The sequence below is a fragment of the Streptomyces sp. NPDC017993 genome (assembly GCF_044328065.1).
Classification (GTDB): Bacteria; Actinomycetota; Actinomycetes; order Streptomycetales; family Streptomycetaceae; genus Streptomyces.
Map to the genome: position 1 here is coordinate 321418 of NZ_JBIRGO010000006.1, position 12248 is coordinate 333665.

Genomic DNA, 12248 nt, shown 5'->3' on the forward strand with positions numbered 1-12248 from the left:
CGGTCAGTCGCGGGAGATCACCAGGCCGTCGGTGAGTAGTCCTTCAGGAAGCAGCCGTAGACGTCCTCGCCGAGTTCGCCACGGACGATCGGGTCGTACACCCGGGCCGCTCCGTCGACCAGGTCGAGCGGGGCGTGGAAGCCCTCTTCGGCCAGGCGCATCTTGTCGGGGTGCGGACGCTCGTCGGTGATCCAGCCGGTGTCCACCGCGGTCATCAGGATGCCGTCGGTCTCCAGCATCTCCGTGGCGCTGGTGCGGGTCAGCATGTTCAGCGCGGCCTTGGCCATGTTGGTGTGCGGGTGGCCCGCGCCCTTGTAGCCGCGGCTGAACTGGCCTTCCATCGCCGATACGTTCACCACGTACTTGCGGCGTGCGGCGGCCGCGGCCATCGCCGGGCGCAGCCTGCTGACGAGCAGGAACGGCGCGGTCATGTTGCACAGCTGGACTTCCAGCAGCTCGACCGGGTCGACCTCGTCCACCTTCTGGATCCAGCTGTTCGACGCGTGCAGGTCCGGCACCAGCCCACCAGCGTCGATCGCCGTGCCCGCCTCGATCCGGGCGGGCGAGGCCGAGCCGCTGGTCAGGGCGAGGGCGGTGAGGCTCTCGGCGCTCAGCGCGCCCTGGCCGGCCGTCGAGGCGGCGGGCAGGGCCGCCGGGGCACCGCTGCCGAAGTGACCGATGACAAGTGAGGCGGGCAGCTCACCGGCGGGCAGCGGCGCGGACTCGGCAGTGATCAGCTGGCTGTAGGCCTCGGACGAGCGGCGGACGGTCTGCGCGGCGTTGTTGATCAGGATGTCGAGCGGGCCCTCGCTGCTCACCGAGTCGGCGAGCGCGATGACCTGGGACGGGTCCCGCAGGTCGATACCGACGATCTTCAGCCGGTGCAGCCAGTCCCCGCTGTCGGGCATCGCCTTGAAGCGCCGGATGGCGTCGCTCGGGAAACGCGTGGTGATCGTGGTGTGAGCACCGTCACGCAGCAGCCGCAACGCGATGTACATGCCGATCTTGGCACGACCGCCGGTGAGCAGCGCGCGCCTCCCGGTGAGATCCGTGCGGGCGTCGCGGCGTGCCAGGTTCTCCTTGGCACAGGGGCGGCAGAGCTGGTGGTAAAACGCGTCGACCTCGACGTACCGGCTCTTGCAGACGTAGCAGGACCTGGGCCTTTCCAGGATTCCGGCTATCTCGGATGTGACGGAGCTGCTGAGGGCCAGGCCCAGGGTCTCGTCGTCGATCCGGTCGGCCGCCCCGGTGGCCGTGGCCTCGGTCACCGCCCGGTCGTTGGCCGACTTGGCCGCCCGGCGCTCCTGACGGCGGCGCTGCTTCACCGTCCGGTAGATACCGGCGGTGGCCCGCCGCACGGCGATCGCGTCCGGGTGGTCGAGCGGCAGCTGGTCGAGCTCTTCGAGCACGCTCAGGCAGACCGCCATCCGCTCCGAGTCGATACCCGCGCCATCGGCCCGGCCTTCCTCAGTCACCGTCATCGCCGCTGCCGCTTTCCTGGGATCGTCTGTTCTATTCAAGCTCCGGCGGAACTTTACGTAAGCGCAGGCGCCTCCGCCAAACCCGCCCGGAGCCCTGAGGGACGCCGCTCGCCGCGCACGAGTCCGCCGCGCATGCGGCCCGTCACTGTCCGCTGTTTCGACGGAGCCCGGCCTTCCCCGCGCGGACCGGGTTCGCCGGGGTGGCGGCGATCACGAAAAGTGGCCGCCGCCAGGGCCGGGCGGCGGCAGAATCCGCGCATGAATGCTGGTCTCGCCGCGCTGCTCGGCCCCGCCATGGGCTCTGCCGCCACGCCGGACGTCGAGGAGAAGGGGCGGTCCTTCCGCTCCCTATCCGGCCACCCCCGTGTCGGCCAGCTCGGCGATCACCTGCGCGTGGCACGGCTCGGGCAGGCACCAGCAGCCGAGCCGTCGCCCGCGCAGTTCGGGCAGAAGCGCCAGGAGGTCGGGGCGTTCCAGGAGGTACGCGCGGTACTTCTCCAGGACCTCGGTCCGGCTGCCGTCCGGCCCGGGGCGGAAGGGGCTCGCCAGCGGCGATGCCTTCAGGTGCCAGCCGCCCCGGTGCATCGCTCGGCCTACGTAGACCACATCGGCGTACTCCGGATCATCACGGTGGCCCTTGAGGTTGACGACACTGGTGCTCATGCCGCCATCTTCGCGCTGCCGAGCACGGACGGCATCGCGAACCCACCCCGCCGCGCCACGGACAGGACGGTGAGCAACTCCGCGGATGTCCCACCTGACCGCCGGGGCGACAACCCGACAGCCGGCCGGATACGACGTGAACCTCTGGGTACGCGGCTTCGCAGGAACGCAGATACCTCCGGAGAAGGGAATCCAGCATGTCGTCCTCCCTGCTTGAGTCCGTTGACATCAAGGCTCCCGTCGCGGTGAGTTGGGCGCTGTGGAGCGATGTCTCGCTCTGGCCCAAGTTCCTGAGCCATGTCCGGGCCGTCCAGCGCATCGACGAGCACCGCTTCGCCTGGCAGCTCTCGCTCCCCGGCGCGGACAAGGAATTCGTCGCCGAACTCACCGAGGTGGTCCCGGAGGACCGGATCGCCTGGAAGACGACGCAGGGCGTGCATCACGCAGGAGTGGTCACCTTCCACCGTCTCAGCGACGAGATGAGCCGGGTCACTCTCCAGATCGAGTACGAACCGGAGGGGTTCGTGGAACATCTGGGCGCTGTGACCAACCTCGACTCCGCACTGACCAACTACGACCTCGGCGAATTCCAGAAGCTGGCGGAGGCCACGGCGGCGGCCTGACCTGTCACCGCCTGCCGGCGTGGATCAACGCCGACACCACCGGCAACGGCACCACCGGCGCCCGTTCACCGCGGAGTTCTGTGCGGAGGACGGGCGCCGGTGCAGTGGGCGCGCGGGGAAGGCACGCTCGACCGATCGGAAAGGGCTCAAGAACCGGCGGTTCCGTTGATCTTCTCGATCGCCTGCCGAGCCTGTTCGCCGGGAGAGCGCGACGTCAGAGGTGTTCCACCGCTGGGAGCGACTGCGGGGAGCGGCCGGCCCTCCTGGGGTGCCGAGGTCTGGGGTGCCGCGGTCTTGGCGTGGGCCGCCTGCGGCCGGGTGCGCAGCCGGTGGCTCGCGGCCTCGTCCAGGGTCACCGGGCGCTGCAGCTGGGCGGCGAGCCGCCCCGCGGCCTGGCCGAGCGCCGCGACGTCCTCCCACTGCAGGCGGAGCACCAGGCGGATTTCGGCCTCCCCATCGGGCAGGCCGCGCAGTTGCGGCTGGTTGGAGTCGTTGCGGAGCGCTGGGTTGCCGGGGTCGCTCATCGGCCCCTCCTCACGTCTCGGAACTACGCCCCCATGGGAGCGTCCGCTCCGGGCCCGGAGCGGACGCCGGGGGGTACGCGTCACCGGCCGGCCCCGTTCATCGTGCGCGGCCTGTTGTTTCGCCGGTACAAATATCGCGCTGCCCCGGTACGAATCTGATTCCCTCTGCTATCCGCCGATGCCGCCGGAGCCGGGGCTGGACGCACGGCTTGCCGGGGCAATCCGCTCTCCGCTCGGCGCCCGGGGTTGTCCCGATCGGGAGGGGGGTAGTGCGATGGCCGTGCTCTCCTTACCTGACTTCTCCCCTGATCTGCGCGCCCGTTTCGCGGCGGACTGCTACGTGCCACTACCCCAACTGGTCTGCCCCGACGGCCTGTCGGCTCTCCGGACCGAGGTGCGGCGGCTGGAGAAACTCGCTGTGCGGCGCGACTTCTCCATGGCGTCCATGGGTCACTCGCCCCGCCACATGACCACCCTCGGCGGGCACCTGATCGCCGAGGAGTCGAAGCTGATCGCCGGCGTGTACCGCGACGGTCAACTGATCCGCCTCGTGGGCGCGATCGCCGGATGGGAAGCCGTCGGGGTGCGCGACCCGCTCGAACGGCACGTCATCAACATCCTGCATCAGCGGGGCGATACGCACGGCGCGCACACCGACGACTATCCGGTGGCCCTGGTGCTGTTCATGGAAGCACCGGACGACCCGGCCGACGGCGGGCTCCTGGAGCACGTACCGCACGCGACGGGTCTGGAAGCCCTGACGACGGGCGCGGCCCGCGTGGCCCACCATCGGCCTGGTGACGGGTATCTGCTGCGCAGCGATGTCTCCGCCCACCGCGTGACGCCGCTGCGCCGCTCCGGTCTGCGGCGTACGGTCCTCAACTTCGCCTACACCACACAGGACCGGCAAGCGGCGATCACCCCGTCCGCGTCCGAGCTGTACTGATCGCTTCGCCCGCTACGCGTGGTGCGGGCGGTAGGGGAAGTGGGCGCCGCTTGTGCGGAGCGCGTTCACAGCAGCAGGAGCAGCGCTGCGCCGCCGGCCTTCTTGATGTCGGTCATGTCCTTCACCAAGCCGACTTTGACCCCCCAGCCTCGCCAGACCGTGCCGTCCTCCTTGATGTGACCGGCCTTCTCTCCCCATCCGCGCCAGATGGTGCCGTCATCCTTGACCTGGCCGACCTTCTCGCCGAGCCATCCGCCACGTCGGACGGTGCCGTCCTCTTCGACCTTGCCGGCCTTCTCCCCCAGCCATCCGCCGTGCCGGACCGTGCCGTCCTCTTCGACCGAGCCGACCTTCGTCCCGTTCCGGTACACATCCATCGAATTGCCCCCCGCCCTTCGATCCCACCAGAGGACTGAGCGTACGGCGCATCTCCGCGAGGCCGCCAACGGAATCCGCCGGAGCATTCCACCAACTACAGGTGATCTTCGTGTAGTTGGGAAACGACGTCGCGGAAAGGGCGTCGAACCCGGCCGGCGAGGCCACGTTCCGAGGGTGCGGATCCACGCCTCGGACGGAGGAGGTGAACGGATGAGGGGGGAATTCCGGTCACCGGCTCGGCGCTCCGGATGCGGAGCGGCACGCTGGTGAGCGAGGGTGGCTACGTCCGCGAGGGGACGGCCGGAGCCGCAGGAGGCGTGCCGGGGCTACGACACGAATTTTGTGACGGAAGTGACGCCTGCGCAGGTGGCCGCGCCCTTGACGCTCCTTGCCGCGGAACCGGCTCCGGTGCCGTTCGCGAGGCGGGCCAGCGTGTTTGCGGTCCGGCAAGCCCACTGACGGTCCCTCACGGCTGCCAGACGGACACAGCCCGAAGTCGGCTCATATTTGTCAGTAGATGTAAACAACGGGACACAAGAACACTCAAAATAGGTAAACCGCAGCAGGTGCCCGCACCGTGCTCTAGCGTTCACGTCCAATACCGAGGCGGTGGCGAGCTGGGGGCTCGCCACCGCCTCGTAAGAGTTGGGGACGACCAAGTGGGGGGCCATGGGGTTGTTCGAAGCTGCCGGATCACGGGTGATCGAGTCACCCGCCGGGACAGCCAAGCTGCACCGCGCGTGGGAACACGAGAAGAGAGGTAGACACAGGCCGGCATTACGGGGACTGCTCCAACTTGCTCTGGTCGTGGACGTGTTGGGTGCCGCAGTGCCGGTCGGCGTGCTCTGCGCCGCGACCCGGCAACCGCACCCGCTGCTCGCCGCGACACTGGCCGGCGCCGCATGGCTCGCCGTAGCAGCAGCAAAGAATCGTTACGTCAAGGGTTCGGTGGGAGACAGCGGGTCGGTGCTACCGGTCTTCCGGGACTGGCTCACCACGGTGGGCGTGTTCGCCGTCGCCTGTCTCGCGGCGCGCGTCGAGATCTCTGCCGAGGTCTGGGTGCTCGCGCTGCTGCCCTGTCTGGTGGTGACCGTGGTCCGGCGCAAGCTCATGCACCGGTATCTGCTGGCCATTCGCCGACAGGCACAAGGGCTGCGCCGCGTCCTGATCGTCGGGGAGTCGGGCGCCGTCGATGCCGTGCTCGCCGAGCTGGCACACCGCACCGATCACGAGTACATCGTCGTCGGCAGCTGCCTCGTCGGGGAGGGCGCCACGGACGCGGCGCTGCCGCTGCCTGCCCGGCTCGCCGTCGACGGTGCCGCGCCGGAAGGGGCGGACGACGGACAGACCGTGCTGCGCAGCGCGGTCGAACTCGACGCCGATCTCGTCTTCGTGGCGCCGGGTCGGCAGATGACGGCCGAGCGGATTCGCCGCCTCGCCTGGGCCCTGCATGACGAGGGCCGGGATCTGGCCATTCTTCCCGGCCTGATCGACGTCTCACAGCACCGCGTCAGGCTGGCCAAGGCGGCGGGCCTGACGGTGATGCACATAGACCCCGCGGCGCGGCGCGGATTTCCGGTGCTGCTGAAGCACGCCACCGACCGGTTGGGGGCCTTGCTGCTGCTCGTGCTGCTCTCCCCCGTCTTCGCGGTGGTGGCCGCGGCGATACGGGTCTCCTCCGCGGGCCCGGTGTTCTACTGCCAGATCCGGGTCGGCAGGGATCAACTGCCGTTCCGTATGTGGAAGTTCCGCACGATGGTCGTCACCGCCGACCGGATGCGGGCCGCGCTGGAGGCGGCGAACGAGCACGACGGGGCGATGTTCAAGATCCGCCGGGACCCGCGGGTGACACGGGTGGGGAGGCTGTTGCGCCGCTTCTCCCTGGACGAGCTGCCGCAGCTGTACAACGTCCTCGTCGGCCATATGTCCTTGGTGGGCCCGCGGCCCCCGCTCCCCGAAGAAGTCGAGCGCTACGACGGGACGGAGATCCGCCGCTTGGCCGTCAAGCCGGGGCTCACCGGACTGTGGCAGGTCAGCGGACGGTCCGATCTCTCCTGGGACGAGACGGTCGCGCTGGATCTCAGCTACGTCGACAACTGGTCCTACGCCCGCGATATCGACGTACTGGTGCGCACCTTGCGTGCCGTGGTGGACGGGCGCGGTGCGTACTAGATGAGTGAGTTCGACGTCGCGTCGTCCGCCCGTCGGGTGGGCCGGGAGGGTCCTGGTGCGTGCGGTCGCCAGGCGGCTGAGAGCGTCGACGCGGAGCGTCGGCGACCGACGACGCGGGGCGCGCTCGCGCCTCGCGCCTCCCGGCAGGCGGGACTTCGGACTCACTCGTCCAGCCACAGTAGGCCGCGGGGTGCGGCCGGTGTCCTGCCACTGGGCGGACGCCGACCGCACCCCGAGGGCACGGCGGGATCAGACCGGTGCCGGCTCCGACCGCCACGCCTGATAGGTCCGGGCAATGCCTTCGGCGAGCGGAATGGTCGGCGCCCAGCCCAGGGCACGCAGCCGGCTGATGTCGAGGAGCTTGCGCGGTGTGCCGTCAGGGTGGGAAGGGTCGAAGGAAATGAGGCCCTCGTAGCCCACGGCGGAGGCGACGTGGGAGGCGAGTTCGGCGATGGTCAGGTCTTCGCCGCATCCGACGTTGACCGTCTCCTCCGCGTCATAGCCGCGCAGCAGCAGCTCGCAGGCGGCCGCAAGGTCATCGACGTGCAGGAACTCGCGCCGGGGCGTTCCGGTGCCCCAGAGCGTGATGTCCGGCAGTTCCTTCTCCTTCGCCTCGTGAAAGCGGCGGATGAGCGCCGGCAGCACATGCGAGGTGGCGAGATCGAAATTGTCGCCGGGACCGTACAGATTCGTCGGCATGGCGGAGATGAACGAGGCACCGTACTGCCGGCGGTAGGAGCGGATCTGGATCAGGCCGGCGATCTTGGCGATGGCGTACGCCTCGTTGGTGGGCTCCAACGCCCCGGTCAGCAGCGCGTCCTCGGTGATCGGCTGGGCGGCGAGCTTGGGGTAGATGCAGCTCGATCCGAGGAAGAGGAGCCGGCGCACCCCCGCTTGGTGGGCTCCGGCGATGACACTGAGCTGAATGCTCAGGTTGTCCTCGAGAAACTGCACGGGGTAGGTGCTGTTGGCCATGATGCCGCCGACCTTCGCGGCGGCCAGGACGACGGCATCGGGCCGGGCCGCCCGGAGATACGCGGCGGTGGCGTCACCGTCGCGCAGGTCGAGATCGGTGCGGGTGCGGGTCAGCACCTCATAGCCGCTCGCGGCCAGGCGCCGGGCCACGGCGGATCCCACCAGACCGCGGTGGCCTGCGACAAAGATTCGTGCGGGTGTGGGCAGCAAGTCATCCATGGCGCGGATTGTGCCAGTCAACCCGATACGTCCACCGGCCATTTCAGGAAATGCCTGCCGCTCTCGGCTCTCGACCGCCGGGCACCGAGCGGGTAGCGTCCCTCCGCCGGAGATCTCCGGCGGAGGGGAATTCACCGAACAACCATTGAGCGCATCACTTCTCGTGGGGGGAAGCCATGTCAAAAACCGCTGTCATCACCGGTATCACCGGCCAGGACGGTTCGTACCTCGCCGAATTGCTGCTGAGTAAGGGCTACACCGTGCACGGGCTGATGAGACGCTCGTCCAGCTTCAACACCGAGCGCATCGACCACATCTACCAGGACCCGCACACCCCCGACCGGCGGCTGCTGCTCCACCACGTCGACCTGTCGGACGGTGTCGCACTGGTGAACCTGCTGCGGGACGTGCAGCCCGACGAGGTCTACAACCTCGGCGCCCAGTCCCATGTCCGGGTCTCCTTCGACGCGCCGCTTTACACCGGTGACGTGACCGGCCTGGGTGCCCTGCGGCTACTGGAGGCCATCCGGGCCAGCGGCGTGCAGACCCGGGTGTACCAGGCCTCCTCCTCGGAGATGTTCGGCGCCACCCCGCCGCCGCAGAACGAGTCGACGCCCTTCCATCCGCGCAGCCCGTACGGCTGCGCCAAGGTCATGGCGTACTGGTCGACGGTCAACTACCGCGAGGCATACGGTCTTTACGGGGTCAACGGCATTCTCTTCAACCACGAGAGCCCCCGCCGCGGCGAGACCTTCGTCACCCGCAAGATCACCCGCGCGGTGGCCCGCATCCAGGCCGGCCTCCAGGAGCACCTCTACCTCGGCAACCTCGACGCCGTCCGCGACTGGGGTTACGCGCCGGAGTATGTGGAAGCCATGTGGCTGATGCTCCAGCAGGACGAGCCGGACGACTACGTCGTGGCGACCGGTGTCGCCGCGACCGTGAGGGACTTCCTGCGAGCGGCCTTCGACGCGGTGGGGCTGGACTGGGAGCGCAGCGTGCGCTTCGACCCGAAGTACGAGCGTCCGTCCGAGGTCGACGCGCTCATCGGCGACCCGTCCAAGGCCAAGAGCCTGCTGGACTGGTCCGCGAAGGTGCAGTTCGACGAACTCGCCCGGATCATGGTCGAGTCCGACGTCCGCGAGCTGGAGGACGAACTCGCCGGCCACCGGGTGCGGGTGGACCGATGACCGCGCCCGTCACCGCCCGCCGGCTGCGCGGCTTCAGCGGCGCGGGCTACGACAAGGGCCGCGGTCTGCTGATGCAGGCCGCCTGGTTCGCCGCGCTCAACGTGCTGTTCGTGAAGTGGTGGTTCCCGCCGCGCCTGCGGCCGGCGCTGCTGCGCGCCTTCGGTGCGCGTATCGGGGACCGGGTGCTCATCCGCCACCGGGTGCGCGTGCAGTGGCCGTGGAAGCTGACCGTCGGCGACGACGTCTGGGTGGGCGAGGATGCCTGGCTGATCAACCTGGAGCCGATCAGCCTCGCGAACGACGTCTGCGTGTCCCAAGGCGCCGTCCTGTGCACCGGAAGCCACCAACGCCGCTCCCCCACCTTCGAGTTCGACAACGCCCCGATCCGTCTGGAAGCCGGAGCGTGGGTGGCCGCCCGCGCCATCGTGCTGCGCGGCGTCACCGTCGGGGCGGGCGCGGTGGTCGGCGCAGGGGCGGTCGCCCACCACGATGTCTCCCCGGGGGACGTCCTGACCACCGGGGGCCGAGGATGAAAATCACCCATGTCGTCACCCTGGTCAGCGATGACGGGGCGTACGGGGGGCCGGTGAGTGTGGCCACCGGGCAGTTGGGCGAACTCGCCGCGCGTGGCCACGATGTGGAGCTGGTCTCGCTGTGGCGCGGGCGGAAAGCGCCCCCGCGCACGGTCGACGACGTTCCGCTGCGCGCGTTCCGGGCCCGCACGCTGGTGCCGGGACAGGGGTTCCTCGGCCTGTTCCACCCGGCGCTGCTGCCGGCTCTCTGGCGCCGGGCGGGCCGGTCCGATGTGTGGCACATCCATGCCGGGCGCGACCTGGTCTCGCTCGCGGCGCTCGCCGTGGCCGTGCTGCGGCGCCGCCCCTTCCTGGTGCAGACGCACGGGATGGTCCAGCCTCGCCGGTCGGTCGTGGCCGCGCTCTTCGACAGGGTGTATGTCCCGCTGCTGCGCAGGGCGCGCGCCGCCCTGGTCCTGACGGAGGAGGAGGAAGCAGGGCTGCGCCGGGTGCTGGGCAGGGACGGACCGCGTCTGGTCCGGCTCGCCAACGGGGTGCGCGCCCGAGCCGACACTGCGGAGAGCAGCGAGACGGACGTGCTCTTCCTCGCCCGGCTGCAGACCCGCAAACGCCCCGAGGCATTCGTGCGTATGGCCGCACTGGTGCACCGCAAGCGCCCCGACGTGTCGTTCACGCTGCACGGATCGGACGAGGGACGGCTGGCCGAGGTCCGGAGCCTGATCGCGAGCGAGGGCCTCGACGGCGCGGTGACGTACGGCGGTGCGCTGGAGCACGACGCCGCGGTGGAGCGGACGGCACGGGCCACCGTGTATGTCCTGCCCAGCGTGGACGAGCCGTTCCCGATGAGCGTGCTGGAGTCGTTGGCGGTGGGCACACCCGTGGTGTGCACGCACAGCTGCGGCATCGCCGCCGAACTCCAGCGCCGGGAGGCGGCGTTGGTGACGGACGGCTCACCGGAGCAGCTGGCCGACGCGGTGCTGCGGCTGCTGGAGGACCGTCCGCTGCGGGAACGCCTGACCCGGGCGGGCCTGAACGCCGTCGACACGGAGTTCTCTCTGGCGGCGGTCACCGACCGGCTGGCGGAGTGGTACACCTCCGTCAGCCGGCCCGCCGCGAAGTGACCTTGTCGGCGGCTGCCGGGCGGATGCCCCGCAGCCGCCGGCGGATCACGACCCGTCCCCTCCGGCGGGGCGCTGCGCGAGGCGCAGGAGTGCGGTGATCCGGTCCAGACCGGCCCGGCTGCTGAGCTGCCGTTCTGCGTAGCGCGGGCCGTGCGCCCCCAGCCGGGAGGCGCGCTCCGGGTCGTCGGCGAGCGAACGGATCTCCGCCAGCAGCGCCTTGGGGTCCTCGGGCGCCACCACCGATCCGGCGCCCGACCGCAGCACCTCCTTCGCGGTGCCCCCCTCGGCGGCCACCGACGCGATCACCGGCCGCCCTGTCATGAAGTAGGACGTCAGCTTGGACGGCAGGCTCATGTCCAGTACGGACGCCTTCTGCGTCACCGCGAGCACATCCGCGGCGGCCAGCACCTCCGGGAACTCTTCGGTGTCGGCCGGCGGCAGGAACGACAGTGCGGGGACGTCCGCGGCGAGCTGCTGGAGACGCTCTCGTTGATTGCCGTCGCCCATCAGCACCATGCGTACGCCGGCGCCCTCCTGCTCGGCGAGCCGGGCGGCTTCCACCAGAACGTCGAGTCCCTGCTTGAGCCCCATGTTTCCGGCGTGCAGCACCACGGTGTCCCGCTCGGACCAGCCCAGCCGTTGCCGCGTCAGCGCGCGGTCTCCGCTCGGCCCCTTCACATGCGCCCAGTTGGGCACCACGTGCACGCGCTCACGCGGCACGCCCATCGCCGTGACACGGTCCACGAACGACTCGTGCACCACTCCCACGACGGTGGCCCCGCGCAGCACTCTGCCTTCCAGCCCCCCGGCCAGGCCGGCGACCCTGCCGCCACCCTGGATGCCGCTCTGCTCGGCGGCGGCACCCATCAGATCCTGGACGATCACGACATGCGGTACGCCGGCGCGCCGCGCCAGACGGTCGCCCAGCACGCCCCCGGCCAGGCTGGGCATCTGCGTGAGGACCACATCGGGACGGACCCGCGGCGGCGCCAGGATGCCGTGGGTGAGGATGCTCGCCTCGAACAAGGCTCTGCGCAGGGCGGTTTGACGTGGCGGAACGGTGTGCCGCCGCCGGTGGATCGTGACCCCTCCCCGGACCTCGCACATCCGCCACCTGCCCGCATAGCCCTCCCCCACCCGCCATGCCGGGTAGTGCGGCATCCCGGCGAGCACGTGGGTGTCGGCTCCCGATGCGGCGAGGTGTTCGGCGATCTGGGTCGAGTACGGACCTATGCCGGTGTGTTCGGGTGCGTAGTTGGTCGAGACCACGAGCACGCACCGGCCCGCTAACGAGTTTTCCACGACTGGGCCCCCTCTGGCTGTGCGGTCATCGTAGGAGTCGGCGGATGCCCGCGACCGCGATTTGGATTGCGATTGTGTCCCGAAGACGACCTTGTGACCCGACGTCCCTTAGATTGTGGAC

General features: G+C 70.0%; 12 protein-coding genes. 6 read left to right on the forward strand and 6 right to left on the reverse strand.

Features of this window, described 5'->3' with window-relative positions; genetic code table 11:
• Positions 1-17 precede the first annotated feature (17 nt).
• Together ACH4FH_RS13435 and ACH4FH_RS13440 are read right to left on the reverse strand one after the other, a co-directional pair.
• Positions 18-1481 carry an SDR family NAD(P)-dependent oxidoreductase gene (locus ACH4FH_RS13435; RefSeq protein ID WP_398555934.1) on the reverse strand — a complete coding sequence of 488 codons (1464 nt, stop codon included), beginning with the start codon at positions 1479-1481 and terminating at the stop codon, positions 18-20.
• A gap of 348 nt (positions 1482-1829) precedes the next feature.
• Positions 1830-2144, reverse strand: coding sequence for a DUF4326 domain-containing protein (locus ACH4FH_RS13440; RefSeq protein ID WP_398555935.1), 315 nt, complete (start codon positions 2142-2144; stop codon positions 1830-1832).
• A gap of 197 nt (positions 2145-2341) precedes the next feature.
• Here ACH4FH_RS13440 and ACH4FH_RS13445 point away from each other — a divergent pair, with 197 nt between their 5' ends.
• Complete coding sequence (locus ACH4FH_RS13445; RefSeq protein ID WP_398555936.1) at positions 2342-2767, forward strand: SRPBCC family protein; 426 nt, start codon at positions 2342-2344, stop codon at positions 2765-2767.
• A 146-nt stretch (positions 2768-2913) separates the two neighbouring features.
• On the opposite strand, the gene ACH4FH_RS13450 is transcribed toward ACH4FH_RS13445, so the two are convergent.
• A complete protein-coding gene (locus ACH4FH_RS13450; RefSeq protein ID WP_398555937.1) occupies positions 2914-3291 on the reverse strand; it encodes a hypothetical protein in 378 nt (125 codons plus the stop codon).
• A gap of 274 nt (positions 3292-3565) precedes the next feature.
• On the opposite strand from ACH4FH_RS13450, the gene ACH4FH_RS13455 reads away from it, so the two are divergent.
• The gene (locus ACH4FH_RS13455; protein ID WP_398555938.1) at positions 3566-4237 is read left to right on the forward strand and encodes a hypothetical protein; all 672 of its coding nucleotides are present in this window, start codon (positions 3566-3568) and stop codon (positions 4235-4237) included.
• Positions 4238-4302: 65 nt separating this feature from the next.
• On the opposite strand, the gene ACH4FH_RS13460 is transcribed toward ACH4FH_RS13455, so the two are convergent.
• Positions 4303-4614: a hypothetical protein gene (locus tag ACH4FH_RS13460; RefSeq protein WP_398555939.1), complete on the reverse strand. Its 312-nt coding sequence runs from the start codon at positions 4612-4614 to the stop codon at positions 4303-4305.
• Between the two features lie 808 nt (positions 4615-5422).
• Here ACH4FH_RS13460 and ACH4FH_RS13465 point away from each other — a divergent pair.
• Positions 5423-6787: a sugar transferase gene (locus ACH4FH_RS13465; protein ID WP_398555940.1), complete on the forward strand. Its 1365-nt coding sequence runs from the start codon at positions 5423-5425 to the stop codon at positions 6785-6787.
• Between the two features lie 249 nt (positions 6788-7036).
• On the opposite strand, the gene ACH4FH_RS13470 is transcribed toward ACH4FH_RS13465, so the two are convergent.
• Positions 7037-7981, reverse strand: coding sequence for a GDP-L-fucose synthase family protein (locus ACH4FH_RS13470; protein ID WP_398555941.1), 945 nt, complete (start codon positions 7979-7981; stop codon positions 7037-7039).
• Positions 7982-8157: 176 nt separating this feature from the next.
• Between ACH4FH_RS13470 and gmd the strand changes: the two genes are divergently transcribed.
• Genes gmd through ACH4FH_RS13485 form a run of 3 tightly spaced genes read left to right on the forward strand, consistent with a single transcriptional unit; the run spans position 8158 to position 10825 of the window.
• Positions 8158-9171, forward strand: coding sequence for a GDP-mannose 4,6-dehydratase (gmd, locus tag ACH4FH_RS13475; RefSeq protein ID WP_398555942.1), 1014 nt, complete (start codon positions 8158-8160; stop codon positions 9169-9171).
• Positions 9168-9704 (forward strand): putative colanic acid biosynthesis acetyltransferase, encoded by a 537-nt coding sequence (locus ACH4FH_RS13480; RefSeq protein ID WP_398555943.1) that lies wholly within the window; start codon positions 9168-9170, stop codon positions 9702-9704. The genes gmd and ACH4FH_RS13480 overlap by 4 nt, the downstream gene beginning before the upstream one ends.
• On the forward strand, positions 9701-10825 hold the full coding sequence (locus ACH4FH_RS13485) for a glycosyltransferase (protein ID WP_398555944.1): 1125 nt from the start codon (positions 9701-9703) through the stop codon (positions 10823-10825). The genes ACH4FH_RS13480 and ACH4FH_RS13485 overlap by 4 nt, the downstream gene beginning before the upstream one ends.
• Before the next feature lie 45 nt (positions 10826-10870).
• Here ACH4FH_RS13485 and ACH4FH_RS13490 read toward each other — a convergent pair whose 3' ends face one another.
• Positions 10871-12094, reverse strand: coding sequence for a glycosyltransferase (locus ACH4FH_RS13490; protein WP_398556074.1), 1224 nt, complete (start codon positions 12092-12094; stop codon positions 10871-10873).
• Between the last annotated feature and the right edge of the window lie 154 nt (positions 12095-12248).

Coding starts and splice junctions, on each gene's coding strand:
- ACH4FH_RS13435 (WP_398555934.1), bottom strand. CDS start 1,481: ATGACGGTGACTGAGGAAGGCCGGGCCGATGGCGCGGGTATCGACTCG.
- ACH4FH_RS13440 (WP_398555935.1), bottom strand. CDS start 2,144: ATGAGCACCAGTGTCGTCAACCTCAAGGGCCACCGTGATGATCCGGAG.
- ACH4FH_RS13445 (WP_398555936.1), top strand. CDS start 2,342: ATGTCGTCCTCCCTGCTTGAGTCCGTTGACATCAAGGCTCCCGTCGCG.
- ACH4FH_RS13450 (WP_398555937.1), bottom strand. CDS start 3,291: ATGAGCGACCCCGGCAACCCAGCGCTCCGCAACGACTCCAACCAGCCG.
- ACH4FH_RS13455 (WP_398555938.1), top strand. CDS start 3,566: ATGGCCGTGCTCTCCTTACCTGACTTCTCCCCTGATCTGCGCGCCCGT.
- ACH4FH_RS13460 (WP_398555939.1), bottom strand. CDS start 4,614: ATGGATGTGTACCGGAACGGGACGAAGGTCGGCTCGGTCGAAGAGGAC.
- ACH4FH_RS13470 (WP_398555941.1), bottom strand. CDS start 7,981: ATGGATGACTTGCTGCCCACACCCGCACGAATCTTTGTCGCAGGCCAC.
- gmd (WP_398555942.1), top strand. CDS start 8,158: ATGTCAAAAACCGCTGTCATCACCGGTATCACCGGCCAGGACGGTTCG.
- ACH4FH_RS13480 (WP_398555943.1), top strand. CDS start 9,168: ATGACCGCGCCCGTCACCGCCCGCCGGCTGCGCGGCTTCAGCGGCGCG.
- ACH4FH_RS13485 (WP_398555944.1), top strand. CDS start 9,701: ATGAAAATCACCCATGTCGTCACCCTGGTCAGCGATGACGGGGCGTAC.